The 26079-nt window shown below is 53.5% G+C and carries 23 protein-coding genes; 17 read left to right on the top strand and 6 right to left on the bottom strand.

Annotated features, from left to right (window positions below; translation table 11 throughout):
• The first annotated feature begins 13 nt into the window (after positions 1-13).
• The 6 genes from NST44_RS25755 (at position 14) to NST44_RS25730 (ending at position 7675) form a co-directional block, all read left to right on the top strand.
• Entirely contained in the window at positions 14-1324 is a 1311-nt protein-coding gene (locus tag NST44_RS25755; protein ID WP_007133098.1) for a nucleotide sugar dehydrogenase, read from the top strand.
• A gap of 19 nt (positions 1325-1343) precedes the next feature.
• Positions 1344-3212, top strand: coding sequence for a glycosyltransferase (locus NST44_RS25750; RefSeq protein WP_007133097.1), 1869 nt, complete (start codon positions 1344-1346; stop codon positions 3210-3212).
• A 37-nt stretch (positions 3213-3249) separates the two neighbouring features.
• Entirely contained in the window at positions 3250-5007 is a 1758-nt protein-coding gene (locus NST44_RS25745) for a polysaccharide deacetylase family protein (protein ID WP_007133096.1), read from the top strand.
• A gap of 304 nt (positions 5008-5311) precedes the next feature.
• Entirely contained in the window at positions 5312-6376 is a 1065-nt protein-coding gene (locus tag NST44_RS25740; protein ID WP_007133095.1) for a glycosyhydrolase, read from the top strand.
• 130 nt (positions 6377-6506) lie between these two features.
• A complete protein-coding gene (locus NST44_RS25735) occupies positions 6507-6803 on the top strand; it encodes a transposase (RefSeq protein ID WP_007131733.1) in 297 nt (98 codons plus the stop codon).
• An 11-nt stretch (positions 6804-6814) separates the two neighbouring features.
• The gene (locus tag NST44_RS25730) at positions 6815-7675 is read left to right on the top strand and encodes an IS3 family transposase (protein ID WP_244152709.1); all 861 of its coding nucleotides are present in this window, start codon (positions 6815-6817) and stop codon (positions 7673-7675) included.
• A gap of 779 nt (positions 7676-8454) precedes the next feature.
• Here the strand turns inward: NST44_RS25730 and NST44_RS25725 are convergent.
• A complete protein-coding gene (locus NST44_RS25725) occupies positions 8455-10602 on the bottom strand; it encodes a YhgE/Pip domain-containing protein (protein ID WP_007133091.1) in 2148 nt (715 codons plus the stop codon).
• Positions 10603-10642: 40 nt separating this feature from the next.
• A complete protein-coding gene (locus NST44_RS25720) occupies positions 10643-11014 on the bottom strand; it encodes a hypothetical protein (RefSeq protein WP_007133090.1) in 372 nt (123 codons plus the stop codon).
• A gap of 473 nt (positions 11015-11487) precedes the next feature.
• Here NST44_RS25720 and NST44_RS25715 point away from each other — a divergent pair, with 473 nt between their 5' ends.
• Complete coding sequence (locus tag NST44_RS25715) at positions 11488-12177, top strand: YitT family protein (protein ID WP_007133089.1); 690 nt, start codon at positions 11488-11490, stop codon at positions 12175-12177.
• Between the two features lie 329 nt (positions 12178-12506).
• Positions 12507-13106, top strand: a complete 600-nt coding sequence (locus NST44_RS25710; protein WP_007133087.1) for a hypothetical protein — start codon at positions 12507-12509, stop codon at positions 13104-13106.
• A gap of 160 nt (positions 13107-13266) precedes the next feature.
• On the opposite strand, the gene NST44_RS25705 is transcribed toward NST44_RS25710, so the two are convergent.
• From NST44_RS25705 to NST44_RS25695, 3 genes are all read right to left on the bottom strand, one after another.
• Positions 13267-13449, bottom strand: a complete 183-nt coding sequence (locus NST44_RS25705; protein ID WP_007133086.1) for a hypothetical protein — start codon at positions 13447-13449, stop codon at positions 13267-13269.
• Positions 13450-13537: 88 nt separating this feature from the next.
• Positions 13538-14506: a peptide-methionine (S)-S-oxide reductase MsrA gene (gene msrA, locus NST44_RS25700; protein ID WP_007133085.1), complete on the bottom strand. Its 969-nt coding sequence runs from the start codon at positions 14504-14506 to the stop codon at positions 13538-13540.
• Positions 14507-14592: 86 nt separating this feature from the next.
• Entirely contained in the window at positions 14593-15219 is a 627-nt protein-coding gene (locus tag NST44_RS25695; protein ID WP_040740378.1) for a TVP38/TMEM64 family protein, read from the bottom strand.
• Between the two features lie 280 nt (positions 15220-15499).
• Here NST44_RS25695 and NST44_RS25690 point away from each other — a divergent pair, with 280 nt between their 5' ends.
• Complete coding sequence (locus NST44_RS25690; protein WP_210095757.1) at positions 15500-15811, top strand: hypothetical protein; 312 nt, start codon at positions 15500-15502, stop codon at positions 15809-15811.
• 117 nt (positions 15812-15928) lie between these two features.
• On the opposite strand, the gene NST44_RS25685 is transcribed toward NST44_RS25690, so the two are convergent.
• Complete coding sequence (locus NST44_RS25685; protein WP_007133082.1) at positions 15929-16747, bottom strand: helix-turn-helix transcriptional regulator; 819 nt, start codon at positions 16745-16747, stop codon at positions 15929-15931.
• A 152-nt stretch (positions 16748-16899) separates the two neighbouring features.
• On the opposite strand from NST44_RS25685, the gene NST44_RS25680 reads away from it, so the two are divergent.
• The 8 genes from NST44_RS25680 to nirB all read left to right on the top strand — a co-directional run bounded on the left by NST44_RS25680 (position 16900) and on the right by nirB (position 26049).
• Positions 16900-18000, top strand: a complete 1101-nt coding sequence (locus NST44_RS25680; protein WP_007133081.1) for a Gfo/Idh/MocA family protein — start codon at positions 16900-16902, stop codon at positions 17998-18000.
• 250 nt (positions 18001-18250) lie between these two features.
• Complete coding sequence (locus tag NST44_RS25675) at positions 18251-19336, top strand: Gfo/Idh/MocA family protein (protein ID WP_007133080.1); 1086 nt, start codon at positions 18251-18253, stop codon at positions 19334-19336.
• A gap of 54 nt (positions 19337-19390) precedes the next feature.
• Positions 19391-20359: a sugar phosphate isomerase/epimerase family protein gene (locus tag NST44_RS25670; RefSeq protein WP_007133079.1), complete on the top strand. Its 969-nt coding sequence runs from the start codon at positions 19391-19393 to the stop codon at positions 20357-20359.
• Positions 20360-20404: 45 nt separating this feature from the next.
• Positions 20405-21127: a ThuA domain-containing protein gene (locus tag NST44_RS25665; RefSeq protein WP_007133078.1), complete on the top strand. Its 723-nt coding sequence runs from the start codon at positions 20405-20407 to the stop codon at positions 21125-21127.
• Between the two features lie 197 nt (positions 21128-21324).
• Positions 21325-21987, top strand: a complete 663-nt coding sequence (locus NST44_RS25660; RefSeq protein ID WP_007133077.1) for a uracil-DNA glycosylase — start codon at positions 21325-21327, stop codon at positions 21985-21987.
• Positions 21988-22140: 153 nt separating this feature from the next.
• Positions 22141-22461, top strand: coding sequence for a winged helix-turn-helix transcriptional regulator (locus NST44_RS25655; RefSeq protein WP_007133076.1), 321 nt, complete (start codon positions 22141-22143; stop codon positions 22459-22461).
• 309 nt (positions 22462-22770) lie between these two features.
• Positions 22771-23433 carry a hypothetical protein gene (locus NST44_RS25650; RefSeq protein ID WP_007133075.1) on the top strand — a complete coding sequence of 221 codons (663 nt, stop codon included), beginning with the start codon at positions 22771-22773 and terminating at the stop codon, positions 23431-23433.
• A 177-nt stretch (positions 23434-23610) separates the two neighbouring features.
• Positions 23611-26049, top strand: coding sequence for a nitrite reductase large subunit NirB (nirB, locus tag NST44_RS25645; RefSeq protein WP_007133074.1), 2439 nt, complete (start codon positions 23611-23613; stop codon positions 26047-26049).
• Positions 26050-26079: the final 30 nt, after the last annotated feature.

Below are 26079 nucleotides of genomic sequence, written 5' to 3'. Positions count from 1 at the left end.
GGGATGGAGTATAATGGAAATTTATCAGAAGATTGCGGACCGTGTTGATAAATTGGCGGTGGTGGGGCTCGGATACGTCGGGCTGCCGCTGGCCGTGGCCTTTGCCAAGAAGGTCGACGTTATCGGCTTCGACCTGAATTCGGAGAAGGTCATGCAGTACCGAAACGGCATCGACGCGACCGGGGAACTGGAGCTTGAGCTGGCTGGATGCACGGCGGAGTTTACATCCGATCCGGATAAACTGAAGGAGGCCCGCTGTTTCATCGTTGCGGTCCCGACACCGGTCAAGAGCGGGAACGTGCCCGATCTGAAATTCGTGCGCGATGCGAGCCGTTTGATCGGCCGCGTGCTGGCACCGGGATCGATCGTTGTGTATGAATCGACCGTCTATCCGGGGGTCACCGAGGACGTGTGCATCCCGATCCTGGAAGAGGAGTCGGGGCTTGCCTTCGGAACGGATTTCAAGGTCGGCTACTCTCCGGAGCGCATCAATCCGGGGGATCGGGTGCATCGGCTGGAGAATATCGTAAAGATCGTGTCGGGCAGCGACCCGGAAGCGCTGGAGACGGTAGCCCGGCTCTACGAGCTGATTATCGAGGCAGGCGTGCACCGGGCCGAGAGCATCAAAGTCGCTGAGGCGGCCAAGGTGATCGAGAATGCCCAGCGGGACATCAACATCGCCTTCATGAACGAGCTGTCGATGCTGTTCAACGAGATGGATATCGATACGAACGCCGTACTGCGGGCAGCCGGGACAAAGTGGAATTTCCTGCCGTTCCGGCCCGGGCTGGTCGGCGGACACTGTATCGGAATCGATCCGTACTACCTGACTTACAAAGCAGAGGATACCGGGTATCATTCAAAGATTATTTTGGCCGGAAGGCATATTAACGACGGCATGGGCAAATACATCGCGCAGCAGGTTATCAAGCTGGCCGTTCAGAAAGGGCTGGACATTAGCCACGCCAAGGTGGCTGTGCTGGGGCTTACCTTTAAAGAGGATTGCCGCGATATCCGCAACTCCAAGGTGATCGATATTATCCGGGAGCTGCAGGACTACGGCGTGCAGCCGCTGGTGGTCGACCCTTGCGCCGATGGCAAGCAAGCCTATAAGGAATACGGGATCGAGCTGACCGCCTTGGAAGAGCTGCAGGATATTCAGGTTGCGATCGTAGCGGTTGCGCACAGCGAGTTCAAGCAGCTTGGAATTACGGAGTACACCGGGATGTTCGGCTCCGGCCAAGCAAACATCATGATTGATGTAAAGGGCATTTATCCGAGAAGTTTATTCGAGAATAACGGCTTCCATTACTGGAGCCTGTGACGATGGATGGGAGAGCTCAATGTTGAAATTTAGAAAAAAAGACAAGAGGATCAAGGAGGTTCTGACGGAACCCCGAGCCGACCGCCGTACCCTGTCCTACGTGCCCGATCCTGAACAGATCCGGATAACCGCCGACCGAAGAGGCAAGCATGCGATGAAGAACGGGAACGAGGGAGCCGATCCGGATTACCTGAACCAGCTGCGAACCCTCAGCCTGCGCTATGTCGCCGAGTTCGATGTGTGGATTTTTCCTGGCGGACAGGGGCGAAAAGCAGCCATTCAAGGGACCTCTTCAGACATATCGGCCACAGGCATGCTGTTGAAGCTGCCTGCAGCTAATCCTGCCGTTAAAGTCGGGGACAAAGTGCGGGCGAAATTCCGAATTCCACCCGGCGCCATGCCCGAAGGGTTTGAATCGGGCGTCCATATCGACGCTACCGTCGTCCGTACCTTCGTAGACACGACTGGCGGGGGCCAAGTCCACATGCTGGCTATCGAATTCGATAAGCCGCTGACGGAATACATGAAGCGCAAGCGCTGGGGCTACTCCGTATACTCAGCCAGCGCGCTGCTGCTGGGAGCCGTGCTCTTCATCATGCTCATGCGGGCGGAGAGCATCATCTATTTCAAATATAATATGGTCCTGTATTTGTACAGCTTGATCGCCGCGCTGTTTCTTCTGACCCGGTATCTGTTCGGCGCGCTTTACCGGGATGTGCCGATCAATCCGGAATATACGCCGGGCGTGTCGATCATCATCCCATGCTTTAACGAGGCGGAATGGATCAAGCGTACGATCCTCAGCTGCATGAATCAGGATTATCCGGTCGATAAGCTGGAGGTCATTGTCGTTGACGACCGGTCGACGGACCAGTCTGTGGAGCAAATCGAGGAGATGATTCAGCTCATCCATAACGAAGCGGAGCGGTACTCGACCCGGGACAGGCTCACGTACACGGTTCTGCCTGAAAATGCTGGTAAGCGGGTCGCGCTGGTGAAGGGCGTGGAGATGGCCAAGCATGATCTGGTCGTGTTCGTCGATTCGGACAGTTTCCTTGACCCGTCGGCGATTCGCCATCTCGTGCAGCCGTTTCAGGATCCGAAGATGGGCGGCGTTGCCGGCCGGACCGACGTCGAGAACAAGTATACGAATGCCATTACCAAGCTGCAAACGGTTCGTTATTATATCGCGTTTCGGATCATGAAGGCAGCGGAGTCGTGGTTTGACAGCGTAACCTGCCTGTCCGGACCGCTGTCCTGTTACCGGAAAGAGCTGATCCTCCAGCATGCGGACGCGTGGCTTAACCAGAAGTTTCTGGGGCGTCCGGCTACGTTCGGGGATGACCGGAGCATGACGAACTTCATTTTGAAGACGCATCGTACGACCTACCAGGATTCGGCGATTTGCTCGACGATCGTGCCTTCCCGGACAAAGGTGTTCCTGAAGCAGCAAATGCGCTGGAAGCGCTCCTGGCTGCGGGAATCGCTGCGGGCCGGAGGATTCATTTGGCGCAAAGAGCCGTTTATGGCCCTGTTCTTTTATATCGGCTTGATCGTGCCGATCGCCGCGCCGGTCGTCGTTGTATATAACCTGATGTATGTTCCGATTGTTCACGGGATTTTCCCGGGGACCTTCCTGATGGGACTCCTGATGATGGCCCTGCTTATGAGCCTCGCGCATCTGCTGCTCCGGAAGAGCAGGCTGTGGGTGTTCGGCTTCGTGTTCTGCTTGTTCTATGAGTTCGTGCTGTTATGGCAAATGCCGGTCGCCTGGTTCACGTTCTGGAAATCGACCTGGGGCACGCGGGAAACGCCGCAGGACGTCGAGGCGAAGCTGAAGAAGGAAGCGCGCAGGCGCAAAGGCAAAAAATTCGGACTGCCGCAGTAAAGGCAGCTGCCGATGTTGAAATGAGGATGGCGCAAAAATGAGTAAGAAGCGTAACCCTGCCCTCAACGTTAAGAGGAAAAATCGCAGGAAAGTCATAAAGGTCATCGGCCAAATCATACTCCTGGCGGTGGCGGCCGTCGTTTTGGTCAACGCGGTCTTCGACCTTCAAACCTACCAGGAGCCGGATAAGTCAAAATGGCGCCAGGACAAAGGCTTCATCGCCTTGTCCTACTTCGGAGTCGGCCGCAGCGGAACGTCCAAGCTGGTGTCGCAAGACCAGCTGGACGCCCAGCTCAAGGCGCTGCACGATCAAGGCTACGAGACGATCTCGCAGCAAGACGTGATCGATTATTACGAGAAAGGCGCGCCGCTGCCGGATAAAGCACTGTTCCTGTCGTTTGAAGACGGACGGAACGATTCCGCGTTGTTCGCGCAGCCGATTTTGGAGAAATACAATTTCAAAGCAACCTTCTTGTCCTATGCGGACAAAATGGGCAACAGCGAACGAAAATTCCTGCAGCCGAAGGACATGCTGAAAATGACCCGGACCGGCTATTGGGAGCTTGGGACGAACGGTTACCGCCTGAGCTATATTAATATTTTCGATGAGGACGGCCGCTACATGGGCGTCAAGGACGAAAAGGCTTTGACCGACAAATCGAACGTGGAGTATTACAACCATTATTTGATGGATTTTATCCGCGACGAGAATATGATTCCGCTCGAGAACCGCGTGGAGATGGAAGCGCGGATCGGCGCCGATTATGCGGCGATGCGCGACGTGTACAGCAGCAAGCTCGGTTACGTGCCGGGCGTCTATATGATCATGCATGCGAATGCCCTTGGCGAAGGGATGAATGCGCTGGTGGACAAGGCGAATACAGAGCAGATCCGGCAAACGTTCACCATGAATTTCAGCCGCGAGGGGACGGCGATGAACGACAAGCAGGGCGATCTGTACAACTTGACGCGTGTCCAGCCGGCGCCTTACTGGTCCACCAACCATCTGATCATGAAGCTGCGCAAGGATTCGGGGCAGGATATGACGTTCGTGACAGGCGACGAAAAAGAGGCAGCCCGCTGGGCATTGGAGAGCGGCGCGGCCGAATTTGACGGCAGCCGCATCACCGTAACCTCTCCTCCGTCCGGTGAGGGACGCATTCGGCTTAGCCAGGATCCCGGCGCTGATACGACCGTAACGGCCAACCTGCTCGGCAACGTGGTCGGGCGGCAATCGATCTATGTTCGTTTGGACGAGCAGGAAGATTCGTTCCTGCGGCTTGTTCTGGAAAATAATGTGCTTCGGGTAGAACAAAAAGCACCCGGCCAAGAGCCGGAAGAGCTGTTCGAGCAGACGCTGCCAGACGTGAAATGGGGCGAAGAGGACTTAAGGTTCGATAAAGCATCCGTATACACGAAGGAGCAGACTTTATCAGGGGATCGGGACGATGATGAAGAATATCCGATCAATATTCTCGGCAACAGGAAGCTTGAGATGACGGCACTGGGCGATACGCTAAAGGTTAGTATTGACGGCCAGGTTATCCTTGACAATCAGACGGTGGACAGCGCAATCCGTGGAGGCGGTGTGGCTCTGGGATCGATGTATCATGAGCAGAACAAAAAGGATGACATTTATGACGGGATCTTCGAGAACGTAACGGTAACTGCCATGGACGCGGATGGCGGCAAGGACGTACGGTATACGAACAAGCCTTCAGGCTTGGAAGGCGTCGTTTGGCGCGTTCGCCGGACATTCGATACGGCTGTGAATTGGGCAATCGAAACTTTCTAAATGGATCGAGCCGTTGAAATCTTCTTAAGTGAGATCCAGGAGGTAGCGACACCCCAGGTGAAGTTTAGGCGGTCGACACACTCTAGATAGAGAGACCAGGTGGTCGGGACATCCTAGGTAAGATCATAGATGGACGAGACACTCTAGATGAGAGATCCAGATGGACGAGACATCCTGTGTGAGACCGGTCGAGGCTTCTTGAGTAAGACCCGGTCTGTTAAGGCACTCAGGTGAGTTTAGATGACCCAGAACATCCTAGATGAGCTCCAGATGGATGGAACATGATCAGAAGGTGGCGGTAATTATGAGCCTCAACAAAAAATGGATCTGGGCGGCGGCCGTCACTGTTCTCGCTGCTGCGTTTTTTCTGTGGCGCGAATGGAGAAGCGGAGCGGATGAACCGCCGCCACAGCCGTCGTCCGGGATTCGCCTGTCCGCGTGGATTGCGGATTGGCAGTGGAAGCCCGGGGTGCTAGATCTGGAGCAGCTTGGCGGGAGCGTCAAGGAGCTTAGCATGTTCGCGGCTTATTTTAATCACCGGGATGAGCTTCATTTTACGGAACAGTACGGGGAGGCGCTGCCTGAAGTCCGAGAGGCTGCGGCAGCAGCCGGCGTGGAGCGCATGCTGCTGACCATCGTCAATGATCGGTTTGGCGAGGATGGAACGGCGATTCAGAAGGACCCGGACCTGGTGTCAAGGCTCGTAGCTACGGACACGGCACGGGAGGCGCATATCAATCAGATCGTCGAGACGGCGAAGGAATCCGGATTCGGCGGGGTAGAGATCGACTACGAGAAGGTTCATAAGCGTGATCTTGGCAAGCTGACTTTGTTCTATGGCGAGCTGTACGAGCGCCTTCAGGCAGAAGGATTGAGCCTTCGCATCGTGATCGAGCCCGGCATGAAGACGGAAGGATTGGATTTTCCGGAGGGGCCATCTTATGTCATGATGGCCTATAATCTGTACGGCGGCCACAGCGGGCCGGGACCGAAGGCCGACCACCGGATGATCCGGAATTTAGCCGACAAGCTGCGCCGGTTTCCCGGAAACACCTCCTTGGCGCTGTCGGTGGGAGGATTCGATTGGCCGGATGGCGGCAAGGTCGTCTCGCTGACCGAGAAACGGGCAGCCGAGCTGGCGGCCTCAAGCTCCGCCGCTCCGCAAAGGGATGCCGATAGCGGCGCTTTGCACTTCGAGTATACGGACGATGCAGGTGTCCGTCATACCGTGTGGTATGCGGACGGGACCACGCTTGCAGGCTGGATGGCAACGGCGATGAGCGCCGGCATTTCGGACATCGCTATATGGCGTCTGGGCGAGCTCGAGCCCGATACGCTGAAGCGGTTGAGGGAGGAGGCGGGCAGTTGATCAGCTTGAAGGAGCCAAAGTAGCAGGTAAAAGCCCGAGCAAGTCCTTTTTTGCAGCTAGAATAAAAAGTGGACACCCCTTAGTGATAAAACGATAATGAAACAAAGCAGACGAGAGGGTGTCAAAAAAAATGAGTGGCAATAGACAACATTACAACGAGACATTTAAGCGTGAAACCGTAAAGTACGTGCAAGAACAGTCGAAGACGCTGGAGCAGATCGCCGATGAGTTGAACATTAATCCAGGCACATTACGCAACTGGGTCAAAAAGTATCGAACATTCGAGCACGAGCCTGTCAATCATGGGGAAACCTTACGTCAGCAAACCCAACTTATCGAAGATCAGAAACGCGAAATTGATGATTTGAGAGAAGAAATTGCGATCCTAAAAAAGGCCATGCACATCTTCAGCAAAGAAAAGAACTAAGGTTCCAGTTTATCGAAGATCATCGCTCCGAGTTTCGATTGGAGAAGATGTGCGTTCTCTTTCACGTGTCTCGGAGCGGTTATTACAAATGGCGTACCTCTGAAGCTTCTGAACGGGAAAAACGTAAGGCAACGCTGGCTGAACGTGTGAAATGGCACTTCTATGACTCCGATGAAACCTACGGCAGTCCCCGAATACGAAACGAGCTGGTGAAGGAAGGATGGACGGTATCGGAACGTACGGTGGGCCTCATTATGCGCGAACATGGCCTTCGTTCATGCATGGCCCGTAAGTTCCGAGTGGTTACGACCGATTCCAAGCATGATCTCCCGATTGCCCCTAACGTGTTGGAACAAAATTTCAAAGCCACAAAGCCCAACGAAAAGTGGGTCGCTGACATCACGTACATCCCCTGCCGCCAAGGGAAACTCTACCTTGCGAGCATCCTGGATCTGTACACCAAACAAATCGTCGGTTGGAAGCTAAGCGATCGGATGACCACAGACCTTACCCTCGATGCCCTAAAGATGGCGTATGCTGCTAAGAAGCCTCCGAAGGGATTGATTCACCATTCCGACCGCGGTTCGCAATATGCCGCTAAAGAGTACCGTGAACAGTTGAAGCAATTTAACATGAAGCCCAGTATGAGCCGCAAAGGAAACTGCTACGACAACGCCTGTATTGAAGCGTTTCACAGTATCCTAAAGCGAGAATTCATTTACAGCAAACCTAAGTTTAAAACAAAAGAGGAAGCCGGGCAGAAGCTGTACCGTTACCTTGAATTTTTTTACAACCGAAAACGTTCTAACAGTACGATTGGGTATATGTCCCCGGTGCGTTTTGAGCAGTGCTATTACGAGTGTATAGCTTAGCTTAGAGGTGTCTACTTTCTTGACAGAAGAGCATTTGAGGACTTGTGGAGCTAAAGTGGCAGGTAAAAGCCTGGACAAGTCCCTTTGGGGGACTTGTGGAGCCGAAGTTGCAGGTAAACGTCAGAACAAGTCCCTTTGGGGGACTTGATGAGCCAAAGTAACTGGTAAACGCTCGAACAAGACCCTTTTGGGGACTTGTAGAGCCAAAGTGGCAGACAAAAGCCCGATCAAGTCCCTTTGGGGGACTTGTGGAGCCGAAGTTGCAGGTAAGAGCCTGAGCAAGTCCCTTTTGAGGACTTGTGGAGCTAAAGTGGCAGGTAAACGTCAGAACAAGTCCCTTTGGGGGACTTGTAGAACCAAAGTAACTGGTAAACGCTCGAACAAGACCCTTTTGGGGACTTGTAGAGCCAAAGTAGCAGGCAAAAGCTCGAGCAAGTCTCTTTAGGGGACTTGTGGAGCAACCGGAGCTCCTCTGTTAAAGGGGCAAAGAGGTTTGGCAAAAATGCGAACTCGGTAGCTACCGTTTAAATTTGCAAATGAACGCGGCAATCGATCAAAAATAAAAGTGGCGGCACACAGATCACATCCCGTGCGCCGCCATTTTTTGTTTTGAATTAGGGAGAAAACGTAAGCTGACCTACTTATGGGGCTGTTTTCTTCTTAATACACGTTAAAGCGCAGATACGCGCATACTTACCAACGTGAGAGTCACAGGCGATAGGCGCGCTTTTTCCATCTGGAGAGTCACAGCTGGTACTGCGCATTTTTGCCATCAAGGATCAATGAATGAGCTTGGATTCCCTAGCCTTGCGGACCAGTCCGCTGCTCGCCCGGTTGATCGGCTTCTTAAGGACGATGCCGATTACAAGGGCAATGGCGGCGAATATTAGCAGCATCAGCAAATCCTGAATGACGACATCCCATAGGATGCCGCCAACGGCTTCACGCATCATGCTGATGGCATAGGTGAATGGCAGATATGGGTGCAGCGCCTGGAAGAAGGGCGGCGTCATCTGGATGGGGAACGTGCCCCCCGCGCCGGCCAGCTGCAGAACGAGCAGCACGATCGCCAGCGCCTTGCCGACATTTCCGAACACTGAAACAAGCGTATAGACGATCAGCATGAATACAGTGCTGACCAGAAGAGCGAATACGATGAACCAGTTCGGATCGGCAACGTAGGTTTTCAGCAGATACAGATCGCCAACCGTGACGAACAGCGCCTGCAAAAGCGCGATGGTGAGAAACGTCAGGTATCGTCCGAAATACACCTCCACACTGCGAGGACTCCTTTCCTCATCATGAACGTCGACCGTGAGCAGCGAAACGAGCAGCAGCGCCCCGACCCACAGCGATAAGGTGGTGAAGAAGGGGGACATGGCCGAGCCGTAATTGGGAATCGGATACAGCCGATTTTCCTTCAAGACAACAGGCTCGGCAAAAAATTGGCTTTCGAGCTCGAAGTTGTTTTGCAACAAATCGATAATCTCCTGAATATCCCCGCCTGCCTCCAGCTCGCGTATTTTATTGGCCAAATTCGTGATGCGCTGCTCCGCCTCCGGGAGCCGGCTTTTCGCGAGCTGTACTTCTTGACCGCCGAGCTTCAGGCCGGCCCCGGCATCCTTTAGAAGCTTCTGGATATCCGGAACGCTTGCCAGCGCCTTATTGAGCTCGCTCTTTACCCGCTTCGCCGTGTCTTCGCCTTTGTTGAAGGCACCTCGAATCGCCGGGCCGATCTCGCTGTCATACCGCGTGAGCAGAGTGCCGGTCACTGTGTGAATGTCATCTGCCAGCTTCTTCAGCTTGTCGATCGACTCTTGCGGCGGCGTGTCTCCTTTCTCAAGCGCCTCTCCGATTACGGTAAGAACGGACTCGGCGGAGGCAAGCCGAGCGGCGATTTCATTCAGCCGTTCCGCCCCCGAGGCGGCTGCAGGGGAGATGCTGCCGAGCCGCTGGAACAATGCGCCGAGTCGCTTGGCTGCCTCTGATCCGACCTTGGCCCGCTCTGTGGCGGCTCGGATCCGGCGTTTGAGCTCTTCGGGATCGATATCGGTCTGCCCGAGCGCATCCGCGGCTTGCGATATGGTACCCGATACTTGCTCGAGCACCTCCAGATCCTGCCGGATCGCGGGATCAAGCGAAGCGGAGGCCTCGGCTGCGCGATCTGCAAATTCAGCCAGCGCCCCAGCCATCTGCTCTCCTGTCTGCGCGATATCCTTGAGGCGTGGCAGCGCGGCATCGGCCTCCTTAACAAGGCGGCTGGCGAGCTTGATATCCTCTTCAGCCGTCTTGACCGCTTGATTCAGCTCAGGGAAACTGTCCTCCAAACGGAACAGCAGGTCCCAGACCCTGTTAATGGTCGGCAGCTCGTTCTTGATTTCGATGCCCAGCCGGTTGAAAATTTCAAAGATGGTTCCGTTGGCCGTTTTGATGAAGTTTTTACTAATCTCCTCCACGACGCCCGATGCGCCCTGTGCGGTCACTTTTGGGGAAATGGCATTGATCTTTTCATTCGTATAATACAGAATTTCGGCTTTGATCGGTTCATCCCCAAGGACGGTTCCAATGCGTGCTGAAAAATTCTCGGGTATGACGATGGCTGCGTAGTCATCGCCGCGGCGCACGCCTTGAACCGCCTTTTCGCTGTCCTCCGTGAACCTCCATCCCAGCTTTTCGTTGGTTTTCAGGGATGCAACGATTTCTTTACCGAGATTAATCGGCTGATCGCGCAATGTGGTGCCTTTATCCAGATTGGCTACGGCAATCGAAATGCCCGATGTCTGGGCGTAGGGATCCCATGAGGCAAGGATGTTAAACCATGCGTACAGCGAGGGAAGGACCGCAAGCCCGAGAATGATGACGGATGCGGCCCAGTTTCGGGTTATTCTCCTGAGATCGGCTGCATAGATATGGAAGATATTCTTCATAAAAGCTCCTGCCTTGTCCGTATTTGGAGCTTAGTATGGCTTATAAACGATTTTGGGATACCGCCCCGATCCGTGAAGCGAGATCCTGAATAAAGGCAGCCGAATCGAATGCCAGCATGCACTCGTATCCTCTGCACAAATACTTGATTTCGAATCCGGCGGCGGTACGGCTGCGGCCCAGGATGCGTATGCCGCGGCGCCGCATCTGCTGTCGGGCCGCCCAGAGCCGGTCCGCGTTGTCTTTGCCGGCATGCCGGAGGAGGAGAGCATACAGGTCAGCCAGCTTGAGCTCGAGGGTTGGCAGCAGACGAATATCGCGTTTAAGCACGGATTCAAGGACCGCATGCAGCATGTAGTCTTGAATGAGGGCTTCGTCCTCCCGGGTGGGAAGGGGGGGAGCCGACCGTTTCATGAGCGACACATCCTCAACAATAGATTCAACAGGGAACATATGTTCTATTATACCCATGGTATGCCAATCGTATGCTTCCTGCAATCCATAATTTTTGCCAGAAGGGAGGGGCGGCATCGAAGGCATCAAAACCGCTTGATTTTTACAAAAGTTTATGTGATTTCCATTAATTGAATGCTGTCTGTTTAGCTTGCTGCTCTTTTGTGTTATAATACTGTTAGCAGTCAACTAAAAGAGAAAGGATCAGGATACCATGAGTCCCCGAAGGACGAATCCCCAAAGGACGATTTGGAAACGTTATGATCTCTCATACACATAGCTTCCTTCGTAGAGCGAAGTCGGACGTCTGAAGACCAGGACGGTCTCTACGAAAGGAATGGGAACTATGGTTCGAAGGATGAACTCCTCACGGTTGCCTCTGCGTAGAGATTGGCCTGTGTCTGACCAATCTACTACGACAAGAGGGATCCTGTATGAGGAAAAATCAAGAGTCGATTATCGCCATGTCGGCGATGATGTTCGGAACGTTTTTAATGGCATTTGCGTATTACCACATTAATTTTTATAATCATTTGACGGAAGGCGGATTTGTTGGCCTGGCGCTGCTCGGCAAGTATGTGCTGGATATTCCGCCTGCGCTCAGCATGATCCTGATGGATATTCCGGTATTGCTGATCGCTTGGTTTGTAAAGGGAAGAAAATTCATCATTCATACGGTTGCGGCAGCGAGCATGTTCACGCTCTTCTACGCGTTGATGGAGCGATACTCGACGCTCGTCATCGATCTTGGGAATAATCTATTGGCAGCTGCGCTGCTGTCCGGGGTGTTGACCGGCTTTGGTGCCGGCATCGTCCTCCGATTCGGCGGAGCTACGGGTGGAGATGACGTGATCTCTGTTCTGTTCAGCGAATGGAGCGGACTGAAGGTAGGAACGGTCTTTTTCCTAATGGATGCGATCGTGCTTCTCCTTTCCCTGTTCTATATGCCGCTGGTTGAAACCTTGTATACCATATTAGCCGTATCCATTGCGGGGCATATCATCACGTTGACGGTAACCTTCGGTACGGAGAGAACCGGCAAGAAGCAAGGCCCGAAGCCAGCGCGCTCCCAGCGAGCCGCCGTTGCGCCGAAACCTGCGCAGCATACGGTAAGCGGCCGGTGATGATCTGGGTGTACGAGAGGAAGGGGCGGTCTATGCTTGAGCCCCAGTGTGAAATGCACTTGTTCAATAAGCGAATCCATCATACAAGCAAAACGGCCTTTTTCCTGAATGTGATCGGGGGGGAGGCCGTTTAACTTGTACTGGCGTTATATTGGCGTCTTAGAGGCAAGGAAAATGCGAATACTGCACCGAATAAGAAACACAACCATGCCGATCGGATCTTGGTCTGCTTACGATAAAAAAGAAGACCGGTCTAAAGCTGCGGCAAACCTGAGCTTCATCCTGAACATCCGATATGGGGCAAAACATTATGGAATAGGAGGACAAATATGAAACGAATGCCATTTGAGCGTCCTACCGAGCATTACGATGAGGGGGTTTATCACATTGATGAACAAATTTGCAAGCTGCTAAAAGAACGTAAGAAGCTCTCAAACCAAAATCCAGGTTATCCGCCATTTGAATACATAGAGAAATGGGCAGCTGATTATGATTTCTATCCGGATTATTTAAAATTGGTGTTTGGTGCATTGTTAAACGAACAATATTTTAAACCCGTCGTAAAGCCGACCGGATTCAGAAAGCATATTCCCGTGCTGAAATCCGTAGAACAAGGGGAATTCTTCTATACCGTGACCTCTGTACGGCAATATGACAATGCAAGCGTAGTCACCTTCAATATGGATTGGGACGTAACAAACGAATCGGAACAATCATATGAACTGAAGCATTTCGAATTATATGTGGGGGATGAATACGACTGCAGCATGGATACCGGACGCAGTACCTCTGGTCATTCCTCGTTTAACTACATCATATCCCCGCCGCTTCCTGATCAAATCCAAGGGATGGAATTCATTTTCAGTGAGTTCAGCAGACCCTTCTCGAATAAACCAACAGGCCAAACAATCACGATACGAGCAGATTAATTTCCATTTCATGAATGAAACCAGTGGCTTGGGTAGTGAGTGTTTAGCTTTTCCTAGAATATTAGCGGGATTCGATAGACACAACCAATATGAAAAAAAACAAGTCCCGTTCTCAGGACTTGTTTTTCTATAAATGATATAGGTAGCGTAAACCATCAGGCTACTCCTTCTCATCCGGATGGTTCTCGTCCCACTCCTGGGCTTTGGCCGTGGCGATGGCAATCGCGCGGCCTTCATCGTAATCTTCCTCCAGCAGGGCGTTCGCGATTTCCACGGCTTTGTTCCGGACCCGGGGCTCGAGGTTTTTCATGGACGTCGGATAGTCATGCTTGCTCCAAGGCATCGTGAAATCCCTCCATTTATATGTTCGATTACTGTCATATTACCCGGTCGGGCCCGATATTAATCGGATGCAAAGACCGAAGACCCGCTTACTTCTCAAACAGCTGCAGGTATTCGCCGTAGCCTTCCTTCTCCAGATCCTCCTTCGGAACGAACCGAAGCGCGGCCGAATTGATGCAGTAGCGAAGGCCGTTCGGCCCTGGACCGTCGTCAAACACATGCCCCAGATGGGAATCGGCTTTCTTGCTTCTTACCTCGGTGCGCACCATCATGTGGCTAAGGTCGAGCTTCTCCTTGATGTTGTGCTCGCGGATCGGCCGCGTGAAGCTCGGCCAGCCGCAGCCGGCATCATATTTGTCGGTCGAGCTGAAAAGCGGCTCGCCGGAGACGATATCCACATAGATGCCTTCGCCGTCATGGTCCCAGAACTCGTTGCGGAACGGCGGCTCGGTCGCGTTATTCTGGGTGACCTCATATTGGATCGGGGTCAAGCGCTGCTTAAGCTCCTCTTTATCGATCGGCTCGGACCAATGGCGCTCGATGAAATCCTCCCTGCCGGAGCCTTTACGATACCGCTTGTAATGGCCCGGATTTTTTTTGTAATAATCCTGATGGTACTCTTCCGCCTCGTAAAACGTGCTGGCCGGAATAATCGGCGTTACGATCGGCTTATCGAATCTACCGCTTGCCGCAAGCGCTGCCTTGGATTGCTCGGCGAGCTCGCGCTGCTCCTCGGTATGATAGAAAATAGCGGTACGGTAGGACGTTCCGCGATCATAGAACTGCCCGCCTTCATCGGTCGGGTCAATCTGCTGCCAGAACAGCTCCAGCAGCTTCTCATATGGGAAGACCTCCGGATCATACGTAATTTGGACGGCCTCGTAATGGCCGGTCGTATCGGAGCAGACCTCCTCGTAGGTCGGGTTCTCGGTGTGGCCGCCGGTATAGCCGGACACCACCTTCAGGATGCCTGGCAGTTCGTCAAACGGAGAGACCATGCACCAAAAGCACCCTCCGGCAAACGTGGCCAGTTGACTTGGGGCTGTACGATTATCCATATTTTATCCCTCCATGCGTTCATTACAAGATGATGAAACCTTATGTTCTATTATAATCTTTTTTACCCGGTGAAACCAAAATTTCGTCAAACGTTCGCACGGCGCCGTTTCATGTATCGGTAAAGAGCCAGACCGGAAGCTGCTGCCAGCATAATGGCTGCTGCTAGCAAGGCGAACAGAAGAGGCCGGTCCGCGAGGCCGCTTCCGAGCCAGGCATACAGAACTATTGCAGGGATCTTGCCGAGCGCCGAAGCGGCCGTAAAGGTCCAGAACGGAACCGAAGCAACCCCGGCGTATAGGTTCACACCCATCTGTGGGATGATCGGAAGCAGCCGTGCCAGGAATACCGCCCGAAAGGGATGCCGCTCCACGGCTTCCGTAAAGGCGTGCAGCATCTTATACTTGCCGAGCAGGCGCCTGCCGGATTCCCGGTACAGCGTCCGAACGCCAAAATAAACGATGCAGGCCGCCGCCGTCGTACCGAGCCATGTAACGATCGATGCCCATACAGGACCATAAGCGTATCCGAGCAAGGCAATGACGGTTTTATAGGGGACGATGGGAATCAGGGCCAAAAGAGCGGCCAGCAGCGTCATGAGCGGGAGGGAACGGTTCTGCTGAAGCCAATCCAGCAGCTCGTGGCGGAACGCAAGACCGGCTGCGAGGATTCCGGCATAAATCGCGGGAATCATCCATCGGCTCCATGTTTTCATAAATGTATAACCTCGCTTTAACAGACAACAGGAATAGGAATATGATAACAAACAAATGGACGGACCGAAAAGCTAATGCCAGTAAAAGAAGAAATCATCTCGGGGACCTTCCTGTCGCGGACGGCTGATCCCTTAAAGTGGCGGCTGGGAAGCATAAGGTAATTACGAAATCGATTTAAACCCCCGCTTTGTTTACATGGCCTTGAAGCGTTATAATGTCCTCATGATGTAGAAGGCGGCCATGGGCATGGCTGCTTCTCGGGTGAGGGGGAGAGAGAGAATGGATGCTGAAGGAAAATCCATGGAAGACCGGATCGTGGAATCCTACCGGCAGGACGAGGATATGATGATCCTTGTGTTTGCGCAGTGGTGCGTCAATCACGGCCTGGATCCGGCGGAGCTGTACCGGAAGGCGTATCCCGGACAGCCGGAGAACGAACGGCTGGGCCGCGTCCTGGAGCTGACGGTGCCGAAGGAGGAGGCTGGGGATATCCCGGACCAGACGGTTCTTGGCGTGCTGTCGATGTACGGCAATGACGATTTGGCAGTGGTCGTTGCCGAAGCGGCGGCCGCGCGGGACGCTCGGCCGTAAATCGCAGCCCTTGAGGGACGATAGCGCGTTTCTCGTCTATGTAACTAAAATGGAAGGACCGGCAAGGAGCAAATCCTTGGCCGGTCCTTTTTGTGTCGCTCGCAATCGATCGCTGCTTTAAGTCGGCGTCCGGCTGTTCATCCGGAACTGCTTCGGCGATTGGCCGAATCGGGAGCGGAACACCCGGTGAAAATAGGTGTAGTTGGCAAAGCCCGACGTTTCAGCGACGTCCTCCAGCGACAGCGGGCTGAATACGATTCTCTCCTTGGCCATGTTCAGGCGGACATCCATCGTATACTGCATGATGGTGGTTCCGAAGGTTTCCTTGAACAGGTGCACGGCTCGGGAAACGCTGATGCCCACATGCGCGGCGACGTCCTCCAGCTTGAACATGGAGGATGCGTTCTCTTCGATATAATTTTTCATGCGGTAGGCCAGATAGGTCTTCGGCGTGGTGGTCGGCTGCTCGGAGAGCAGACGGTCGACCTCCAGGCAGAGAATTCTAGCCGTGTAGTCCGATATTTCCGGATAAGGGTTCGAGACCCGGCGCTGCTCCAGAACGATCTGGCGGAACAGGCTCAAGTACCGCTCTTCGATCGGGACGCGGATTTTGGAAGGACGCTTCTTCGATTTCCACCAGGCATCCGCCCAAGGCCCCTTGAAAAAAATATGATAATCTCCGCTCTCAATCGTCAGCTCTCCCATGGCATTGACTTCATCGTCAATACGGAGCTCGTAGAATTGGCCCGGAGGAAAAATCAGCAAATCGCCGGCTTCGACGAGCGCAAGCTCGTCATCAATGCGGGCCCGGCAGCGGCCGTCGGTCTGCCACCGCATCAGGTAGGTGTCAAATCCGTCCGGCATCGTCATGTTAAAGGGCTTGCGATGAAATGAAAAATCGGCTGCTACGACTTGGTTCGTTAAATTGGAATCCATTGCTTACGTCCCCTTCTGAATCACACAAAGAAATGAAGAAAATAATGACCAGATTGTTCATGTTTCGATCATATTATTCATTTTAAACGAAAGCATTAAAGAATACCATGGTACTAGTCCGGGGCACATCTTACACTCAAGGAGTGACATCGATGAACAAAATGAAAGCAGGCATTATCGGCTGCGGCAACATCAGCGGCATTTACTTCACGAACTTGAAGAACAGCCCGTGGATCGAGATCGTGGCATGTGCCGATTTGATTATGGAGAACGCTAAAGCGAAAGCGGAAGAATTCAACATCCCGAATGTTTATACCGTCGAGGAGATGCTCGCACAGCCCGACATTGAATTTATTATCAATCTGACGATACCGGCCAGCCACGCGAATGTGGATATCGCCGCTTTGGAAGCGGGCAAGCATGTGTACAGCGAGAAACCGCTGGCCATAACGCTGGAGGAAGGCCGGCGGGTTCTGAACCTTGCCGATCAGCGGGGGCTTCGCGTTGGCTGCGCGCCGGACACGTTCCTTGGCTCCGGGGTTCAAACAGCCAAGGCGGCTATTGAGTCCGGAAAGATCGGACGGCCGATCGCCGCTACGGCATTCATGATGGGATCCGGGCCGGAAGCCTGGCACCCGAACCCGGAATTTTTCTATGCTGCGGGCGGAGGCCCGATGATGGATATGGGACCTTATTACGTATCGGCATTGGTCGAGCTGCTTGGTCCTGCACGCCGTGTCAGCGCTTCGACCGGCATCCAAATCCCGGATCGGACGGTTGGCTCGGGCCCGCTTCAAGGCAAGCCTATCCACGTGCAGACGCCGACGCATTTGGCGGGAACGCTTGATTTTGAGAACGGTGCCATCGGCACGATGATCACAAGCTTCGATATCTTCGGCGGTTCTAATCTGCCTTGGATCGAAATTTATGGAACCCAGGGCACGCTCAGCCTTGGCGATCCGAACTTCTTCAATGGCGAAGTGAAGCTGAAGAGACACGGCTCGGACGCATGGGAAGCGCTGGAACCTGTCTTTGAATGCGGCACGAACGAGCGCGGGCTTGGCATCAACGACATGATCCAATCGATTCATGAGCAGAAGGACCATCGCTCCAGCGGCCGTATGGCCTATCATGTGCTGGAGATTATGCAGTCGTTCCAGCAGTCCTCGCTCGAAGGAAGACATATCGTTCTGAAGAGCACGTACCGTTACGGCAGCCTTCCGGCTCCGCAGCAGGCCGAATCCGCCGAATAACGGCCTGAAAGGCTTAGGACCATGATATGGTTTGCTTCATCCAGGAGGGCCGATGGTCCCTTTGTGTCCAATGAGTCCATCGTGAACTGGAATCCCGGCCCATCATCCTGTACACTTGGTCATGAAGCAAGCATATAAGCTTATGAAGGCGCATGCGCGAAAGAGCTTCACCCGCGCAATCACCGAATGTAAGCGTTACACCATCGCTATCATTATTTTCTAAGATGAATTCACAGGGGAGGAAACGGACATGTCGAAAACATTACGAATCGGTATTATCGGCTGCGGCGGGATTGCCAACGGCAAGCATATGCCAAGCTTGAAAAAGCAGGCGCAGGCCGAGATGGTTGCCTTCTGCGACATTCTGGTCGAGCGTGCCGAGAAAGCGGCTGCCGAGTACGGCGCTGAAGGAGCCAAAGTCTATTCCGACTACCGGGAGCTTCTGAAAGACGAAAGCATCGACGTTATTCATGTGTGCACGCCGAATGATTCCCACTCCGAGATCACGGTAGCGTCCCTGGAAGCCGGCAAGCACGTGATGTGCGAGAAGCCGATGGCGAAGACCGTTGCCGAGGCGAAGCTGATGCTGGAGGCCGCGGAGCGTACGGGCAAGAAGCTGACGATCGGTTATAACAACCGTTTCCGCAACGACAGCATGTATCTTAAGGGAATCTGCGAGAATGGCGAGCTTGGCGATATCTATTACGGTAAAGCGCTTGCCCTTCGCCGCCGCGCTGTTCCGACCTGGGGCGTATTCCTTGATGAAGAGAAGCAAGGCGGAGGGCCGCTGATCGATATCGGCACCCATGCGCTTGACTTGACGCTGTGGCTGATGGACAACTACAAGCCGAAGAGCGTGCTCGGTTCGACCTTCCACAAGCTGGGACAGCGCGAGAATGCAGCCAACGCCTTCGGTCCTTGGGATCCGAAGCAATTCACGGTCGAGGACTCCGCATTCGGCTTCATCACCATGGAGAATGGCGCAACCATCCAATTGGAATCCAGCTGGGCGCTCAACGTGGTGGAATTCGGGGAAGCCAAGACGATTCTTGCCGGCACGGAAGGCGGCGCCGATATGCAGGACGGCCTTCGCATTAACGGCGAGAAAATGAGCAGACTGTACGAAACGAAAATCGACCTGAACGCCGGCGGAGTGGCATTCTATTCCGGCACCAGCGAAAGCGATGCCGATCGTGAAGCGAGAATGTGGCTTGAAGCGATCATCGAAGACAAGGATCCTGTCGTTAAGCCGGAGCAAGCCTTCGTGGTCACGCAAATCTTGGAAGCTATCTATGAGTCGGCGAAGACCGGCAAAGCGGTTTACTTCGACAACTAAGTTCTAAATGATCACCACATACTTAATACTTTTTGAAAAACCAGGAGGTATACAATGAAACTAGGCGTATTTATGGTATTGCTGAGCGGACGTAAATTTGAGGATGCACTGGATTACGTGGCTTCCAAAGGCCTGAAGGCGGTTGAGATCGGCACGGGCGGATACCCGGGCAATGCTCACTGCAATCCGGCCGAGCTTCTCGAGAACGAAACTGCGCTGAAAAACTTCAAAAACGCCGTAGAATCCCGCGGCTTGATCATAAGCGCGCTCAGCTGCCACGGCAACCCGCTTCACCCACAGAAAGCGGTAGCAAAGGAGTTCCATGACGTATTCGTTAAAACCGTTGAGCTTGCAGAGAAGCTGGAAGTACCGGTCGTTAACACCTTCTCGGGATGTCCGGGGGACCATGAGGATGCCAAATATCCGAACTGGCCGGTAGCCCCGTGGCCTAATGATTATCAAGAAATTCTGACTTGGCAGTGGGAGAACAAAGTCATTCCATACTGGACCGAGTGGGGCAAATACGCTTCTGACCGCAACGTAAAAATCGGACTCGAGCTTCATGGCGGATTCTCCGTGCATACGCCGGGAACGCTGCTCCGCCTTCGCGAGGCGGCAGGTGAAGTGATCGGGGCGAATCTTGATCCGAGCCATATGTGGTGGCAGGGCATCGATCCTGTTCAAGCGATCCACATTCTGGGACGCGCCGGAGCCATCCATCACTTCCATGCGAAGGATACCAGCATTGATCCGATCAACGTGAACAAACACGGATTGACCGACATGCAGTCCTACGCGAATATGCTGGACCGCGCTTGGCAGTTCCGCAGCGTCGGCTTCGGGCATGATGTGAAGGAATGGGCCGATATGATGAGCGCCCTTCGCCTTGTCGGATATGACTACGTGGTGAGCATTGAGCATGAAGACGGACTGATGTCCGTTGAGGAAGGCTTCTCCAAAGCCGTGCAAAACCTTCAGCAAGTGCTGATCGAAGAGCCGCTTGGAGAAATGTGGTGGGTCTAACATCGTACAGCAGCAAGCGAATACGCAATTAGGGGGAACAGCAGCATGCTTAATGTAACCATTTGGAATGAGTTCGTACACGAGAAAATCCACGATGAGGTCCGCACCGTATACCCAAGCGGGATCCATACGGCTTTGGCGGAGGGTCTGCAAAATCCGGATTTTATCATCCGCACGGCAACGCTGGATCAGCCGCAGCACGGATTGACGGATGATGTACTGGACTCAACCGATGTGCTGTTATGGTGGGGGCATATGGCTCATGACCAGGTCAGCGACGAAATCGTCAGCAAGGTCGTCAAGCGGGTATTGGACGGTATGGGTCTGATCGTCCTGCATTCGGGACATTTTTCGAAGCCGTTCAAAGCCCTGATGGGAACAAGCTGCGATTTGAAGTGGCGCGAGGCGGGAGAGCAGGAAATCATTTGGAGCGTGAATCCGACGCATCCGATCGCTGCGGGCCTTACAGGTCCGATCATCATTGAGCATGAGGAGATGTACGGGGAATTCTTCGATATTCCGGCACCGGATGAGCTGGTCTTTGTCAGCAACTTCGAAGGCGGCGAGGTATTCCGCAGCGGGTGCACGTTCAAGCGCGGCCACGGGAACATTTTCTACTTCCGTCCAGGGCATGAGACGTATCCGACCTACTACAACCCTGAAGTGCTGAAAGTCATTACGAACGCGATCCGTTGGGCTTACTCCACAGCAGGCAAGCAGACATTCGGCAACAGTCAGCCGGTTCGTCCGCTGCCGGTGCTGGCATAAATCCCGATCATCGCAAAACGAGCCGAGCAAGGCATCTGCCTTGAACGGCTCGTTTTCTACTTTATAGCCGAAGTGATGCCATTCATTTTTTTATGGGTAAAGGATACAATATACTGAAGCATGGGGTATTTTAAATACTAGGTAGAATATCGAAATTTCACGCATCGCGGATGAGAGTGCAAGGGAGGGGATGACGGATGAAGGATACCCGAAGCGCGCCTGTAAGTCCGGAGACGATCGCCTTATGCAGATCCAGGCTTGCGCATGAGCCTGTCGAAGGATTTTTGCTGGGGAGTGGGGCCGTGCCGGCCAAAGTCATGTTCGTCGGGGAAGCGCCCGGGGCTACCGAGATTCAGGAAGGCATGCCTTTTACCGGCCAAGCCGGCCGGGAGATGGACGCCTATTTGGAGCGGCTGGGTCTCTCCCGCAGCGAGGTCTATATTACAAGCACGGTAAGGAGCCGACCGTTCAAGGAACGCATCATCACCCGGGCTTCCGGCGAAAGGGTGGTCAGCCGTTCGAACCGAACGCCCACGAAAGCCGAAATCTTGGCCCATGCGCCGATTCTGGACGAGGAAATCCGTTTGGTTCGCCCGCAATTCCTGATCCCGATGGGGAATATTGCGCTGCACCGGTTGATCGGGAGCCATGAAACCGTCACTTCGCTGCACGGGAAAATGATCGAAGGGCCCGTTCAGCAGGCGGCAGAACGTGACAATCCCGCTGCCGGCTATCGATTTTCGCTGGAAACCTATAACATTTTTCCATTGTTCCATCCGGCTGCCGTCCTGTATAACCGAAAATTGTCCCGGACCATCGAATCCGATCTGGATATTTTGGCACGGATATTAACGGAATAAGTGCTGAATTTATGGGAAAAAGGGGCCAGGTGGTTTTCAGCTTCCCGAAAATGTGTTAAAATGAAACATACTAACTAATCGTAAGTTTTTCGATCTCACGATAAACGAATAACTTTTTGAACACAAGGTGACTTCGTAAAGAGGTGAAAGGATATGGAAGTTACAAACATTTCGCTGTGTCCCCGCTTTGAATCCGCGTTTTCTTTTCTGGGTAAACGGTGGAACGGATTGATTATCCAGACGTTGATGAGCGGTCCGAAGCGTTTTAAAGACATCTCCAATCTGATTCCGTCCATGAGTGACAAGATGCTGTCGGAGCGGATGAAGGATCTGGAATGCGAAGGAATTTTGATTCGTCATGTGTACCCCGAAACGCCGGTTCGTATTGAATACGAGCTTACGGAGAAAGGCAAAGCGCTTCGCCCGGTCATGGAGCAGATTGCTTCCTGGGCTGAACAATGGGTCGAGAAATGATCCATCGGCGGCGTTCCCATCACTAGCGGAACCCTGACATGAGAACAACTCATATCAGGGTTCTTTTTTTATTTAATATCAGATCTATAAACGTTCCGGAGGATTTGCTGGCTGATATCACAAGAGAAACGACCGCGAAACGCGGTCTGTCTCCTTTGAGCGTGCGTCGGTAGACGTTATTCTTATGCGGCTAGATGGGGGATTGGAAAGAAAAAAACGGGAAAACCTAACCGGACATGCACCAACCCCGCCGTTCGTTTATATGATGTCAGTAGATCCGCTTGACGCCAGTCGAAGGAGGCGATCTTAATGATGGAACGCGGTTATATTTCCTATTTTCAATATGGACAAGAAGACATCGCCGAGCTTGCAAACGCTTCGCTCAAGGTTAGGCATATTGTGGAGAAGACTCGCCATATGCTGGGCCAGCATGCCGTTGAGGAGCGGTTGACGGTTTTAAAAGGAACAAGCCCAGATCAACCCGGACGGAGCGGAGAGGGTGGAGGCATGTTTCAGAAATGGGTGAAGGGTCCGCGCGGCTGGAAATTTATCGATTATGAGAAGTACGGCGTGCAGATCGGAGACAGACTGGAAGGCAGCGGGGCGAGGCGATTGCTGCAGATGCTCATCTGGTCGCATTATGAAAATATCCTCATGCTGCATCCGTTTATAGGCGGGGAGCCCTTTTATGACGGAGAGGAGCTTGAAGTGATCGGCAAGTATTTCGTGCCTACGTACAGCAGTGCAATTCCCTTCTTGCAGAGCGGGAAAGCATTTAAGGCGATCCGGGCGGGGATTCCGCTGTATCAGGAGCTGATTCCCGCACCGGTGGTCATCGCCGGGGCCCAGGGGGAAGAGCTTGCAGGCAATTGGGTGACCGGAGTGAACCTGAACGCTGCCGGATATGCGGGGATTATGCCCTATTTGAAAACGAACGGAAGACGGGAGTTCATGGAAGCCCGCATGATATAGGCATTCGAAAGGATGAAACCTTGCCTTCCTGTTGAGGCGGGGTTATTTTTGCTGAGTATTAAAAATTTTAACTAAGAGTGTGAAATATATCACAAATAATTCGGGCATAAGACGATATAATCAATTTGAAAGGATTGGATGGGGATAACGCAACAATACAGTGTGGGAGGAATAACCATGCCAGCAGCAAAAAAACAAAAGCTAGTGGTCATCGGCAACGGGATCGCAGGAATCAGCACGGTCGAGCAAATTTTAAAGCTTAGCGGGGCATTCGATATTACCGTGATCGGCCAGGAGCCGCACCCGAATTACAACCGGATTATGCTCTCTTATGTGCTTGAAGGCAGCAAAACGCTGGATGACATCGTCTTGAATGATTGGAAATGGTATGAAGATAACGGAATTACGCTGCATACGGGAACAAGCGCGCAGCGGATTGATGAAGCCGCCAAGGTTGTCATGACGGACAACGGGATGGCTGTTCCCTATGATCATGTCATAATCGCAACGGGATCCAAGCCCTTCATATTGCCGGTACCCGGCAGCGACAAAGAAGGCGTTATCGGCTTTCGAAATATCGCCGACTGCACCCGGATGCTTCAGGCAGCGAAAACGTACCGGAAAGCTGCGGTCATCGGAGGGGGATTACTGGGATTGGAGGCTGCCAAAGGCCTCGTGAGTCTCGGCATGGACGTGACCGTTGTGCATCTGATGAACGATCTTATGGAGAGCCAGCTCGATTCCGTGGCGGCGCAGATGCTGCAGCATGAGCTTGAGCAGCAGGGCATCCGCTTTTTATTAGGAAAACAGACGGTTGAGGTATTGGGGGATACGCGGGTAACCGGTCTTCGTTTCAAGGACGGCGATGAGCTGGACGCGGATTTGGTCGTCATGGCTGTCGGCATCCGTGCCAATACGGAGGTAGCGCAGGCGAGCGGGATCGAGGTCCGGCGGGGCATCGTCGTGGACGACCATCTGCGAACTTCGATGCAGGATGTGTACGCCGTCGGCGAATGCTGCGAGCACCGCGGCGTATGCTACGGGCTTGTTGCGCCGTTATTCGAGCAAGGACAAGTGCTGGCCAAGCGGTTATGCGGCGTGGACACCCCTCCTTATGAAGGGTCGATTGTGTCGACCAAATTAAAGGTTAGCGGAGTAGACGTATTCTCGGCCGGGGAATTTATCGAGCAGCCGGAGCATGACGTTGTTCTCGCCAAGGATGATTGGAAGAAAACCTATAAGAAAATCCTGCTCAGGGACGGAATGATCGTTGGTGCCATTTTGTTCGGGGATGTGAGCGAATCAGCCAATCTGCAGTCTTTGATACGAAAAAAGGCGCAGATGACCGACGACATCTATCACTCGATTATGGGCGGCGGCTGTGCCGGAAAAGGGGCGGACGCGGCGACGCGCATCGCGCAAATGCCTGACGACGAAATCGTGTGCGGCTGCAACGGCGTGACAAAGAAAGCGATCGTGGACGCCATCACGGTTCAGGGAATGACCACCGTGGATGAGATCAAGGCATGCACCGGGGCGACGCGGTCTTGCGGCGGTTGTAAGCCTGTGGTAGAGCAGATTCTCCAGAGCGTATTGGGAGACGGCTTTACGACGGCAGCCAAGCAGGGAATCTGCCCGTGCACGACGCTCGACCGGGATACCATCGTTGCGGAGATCCGGGCCAAAGGCTTGACCACCACGAAAGAGGTCATGCATGTTCTGGATTGGAGCAATCCGGAAGGGTGCTCGAAATGCCGTCCGGCGCTAAACTACTACCTGACCATGCTGAACCCGCTGACGCACCGGGAGGAGCGCGAGTCGAGGTTTGTGAATGAGCGGATGAACGCCAACATCCAGAAGGACGGCACGTATACGGTTGTCCCTCGTATGTACGGCGGCGTGACAACTCCGGAGGCGCTGAAGAAAATTGCGGACGTATCCTTAAAGTATAATGTCAAGGTCGTCAAGGTGACGGGAGGACAGCGTCTGGACTTGGTCGGCGTCAAGAAAGAGGACTTGCCGAAGGTGTGGGAGGAGCTGGATATGCCTTCCGGTTATGCCTATGCCAAATCGCTCCGGACCGTCAAGACCTGCGTCGGCTCGCAATTTTGCCGATTCGGCACGCAGGACTCGATGGGAATGGGCGCTTACCTCGAACGGAAGTTCGAGCGGCTGGACTTTCCGGCCAAATTCAAAATGGCGGTGAACGGATGTCCCCGCAACTGTGCCGAAGCTTGCACGAAGGACATCGGCATTGTAGGCAATGACGGCGGCTGGGAAATCTTTGTCGGCGGCAACGGGGGAACGAAGGCGCGGCTCGCTGATTCGTTCTGCAAGGTGAAGACCGATGAAGAGCTGATCGAAATATGCGCAGCCCTCATGCAGTATTACCGAGAGACGGGAAATTATCTGGAGCGGACTTCGGAATGGGTCGAACGGCTTGGTCTTGAGGCGATTCGCGAGGCGGTCCTTCATAACACGGAACAGCGCAAGGAGCTCGTGGAGCGAATCGAGCTGGCGTTGTCGCAGCTGTCGGATCCTTGGAAAAAAGTGCTGGAAGATGACAAGCTTCGGGATGTATTGTACCGCGACGTGCAGCCGGTCGTCACGACATAGCCGCTGCGATTCGGGCGAGTCCGGCATGGG

The organism is Paenibacillus sp. FSL W8-0919 (genome assembly GCF_038003785.1).
Taxonomy (GTDB): domain Bacteria; phylum Bacillota; class Bacilli; order Paenibacillales; family Paenibacillaceae; genus Paenibacillus_AQ; species Paenibacillus_AQ lactis.
The sequence above is the reverse complement of the archived record's forward strand: the minus strand, read 5'-3'. Positions and strand labels throughout refer to the sequence as shown.

Coding starts and splice junctions, on each gene's coding strand:
- NST44_RS25755 (WP_007133098.1), top strand. CDS start 14: ATGGAAATTTATCAGAAGATTGCGGACCGTGTTGATAAATTGGCGGTG.
- NST44_RS25750 (WP_007133097.1), top strand. CDS start 1,344: ATGTTGAAATTTAGAAAAAAAGACAAGAGGATCAAGGAGGTTCTGACG.
- NST44_RS25745 (WP_007133096.1), top strand. CDS start 3,250: ATGAGTAAGAAGCGTAACCCTGCCCTCAACGTTAAGAGGAAAAATCGC.
- NST44_RS25740 (WP_007133095.1), top strand. CDS start 5,312: ATGAGCCTCAACAAAAAATGGATCTGGGCGGCGGCCGTCACTGTTCTC.
- NST44_RS25735 (WP_007131733.1), top strand. CDS start 6,507: ATGAGTGGCAATAGACAACATTACAACGAGACATTTAAGCGTGAAACC.
- NST44_RS25725 (WP_007133091.1), bottom strand. CDS start 10,602: ATGAAGAATATCTTCCATATCTATGCAGCCGATCTCAGGAGAATAACC.
- NST44_RS25720 (WP_007133090.1), bottom strand. CDS start 11,014: ATGAAACGGTCGGCTCCCCCCCTTCCCACCCGGGAGGACGAAGCCCTC.
- NST44_RS25715 (WP_007133089.1), top strand. CDS start 11,488: ATGAGGAAAAATCAAGAGTCGATTATCGCCATGTCGGCGATGATGTTC.
- NST44_RS25710 (WP_007133087.1), top strand. CDS start 12,507: ATGAAACGAATGCCATTTGAGCGTCCTACCGAGCATTACGATGAGGGG.
- NST44_RS25705 (WP_007133086.1), bottom strand. CDS start 13,449: ATGCCTTGGAGCAAGCATGACTATCCGACGTCCATGAAAAACCTCGAG.
- msrA (WP_007133085.1), bottom strand. CDS start 14,506: ATGGATAATCGTACAGCCCCAAGTCAACTGGCCACGTTTGCCGGAGGG.
- NST44_RS25695 (WP_040740378.1), bottom strand. CDS start 15,219: ATGAAAACATGGAGCCGATGGATGATTCCCGCGATTTATGCCGGAATC.
- NST44_RS25690 (WP_210095757.1), top strand. CDS start 15,500: ATGGATGCTGAAGGAAAATCCATGGAAGACCGGATCGTGGAATCCTAC.
- NST44_RS25685 (WP_007133082.1), bottom strand. CDS start 16,747: ATGGATTCCAATTTAACGAACCAAGTCGTAGCAGCCGATTTTTCATTT.
- NST44_RS25680 (WP_007133081.1), top strand. CDS start 16,900: ATGAACAAAATGAAAGCAGGCATTATCGGCTGCGGCAACATCAGCGGC.
- NST44_RS25675 (WP_007133080.1), top strand. CDS start 18,251: ATGTCGAAAACATTACGAATCGGTATTATCGGCTGCGGCGGGATTGCC.
- NST44_RS25670 (WP_007133079.1), top strand. CDS start 19,391: ATGAAACTAGGCGTATTTATGGTATTGCTGAGCGGACGTAAATTTGAG.
- NST44_RS25665 (WP_007133078.1), top strand. CDS start 20,405: ATGCTTAATGTAACCATTTGGAATGAGTTCGTACACGAGAAAATCCAC.
- NST44_RS25660 (WP_007133077.1), top strand. CDS start 21,325: ATGAAGGATACCCGAAGCGCGCCTGTAAGTCCGGAGACGATCGCCTTA.
- NST44_RS25655 (WP_007133076.1), top strand. CDS start 22,141: ATGGAAGTTACAAACATTTCGCTGTGTCCCCGCTTTGAATCCGCGTTT.
- NST44_RS25650 (WP_007133075.1), top strand. CDS start 22,771: ATGATGGAACGCGGTTATATTTCCTATTTTCAATATGGACAAGAAGAC.
- nirB (WP_007133074.1), top strand. CDS start 23,611: ATGCCAGCAGCAAAAAAACAAAAGCTAGTGGTCATCGGCAACGGGATC.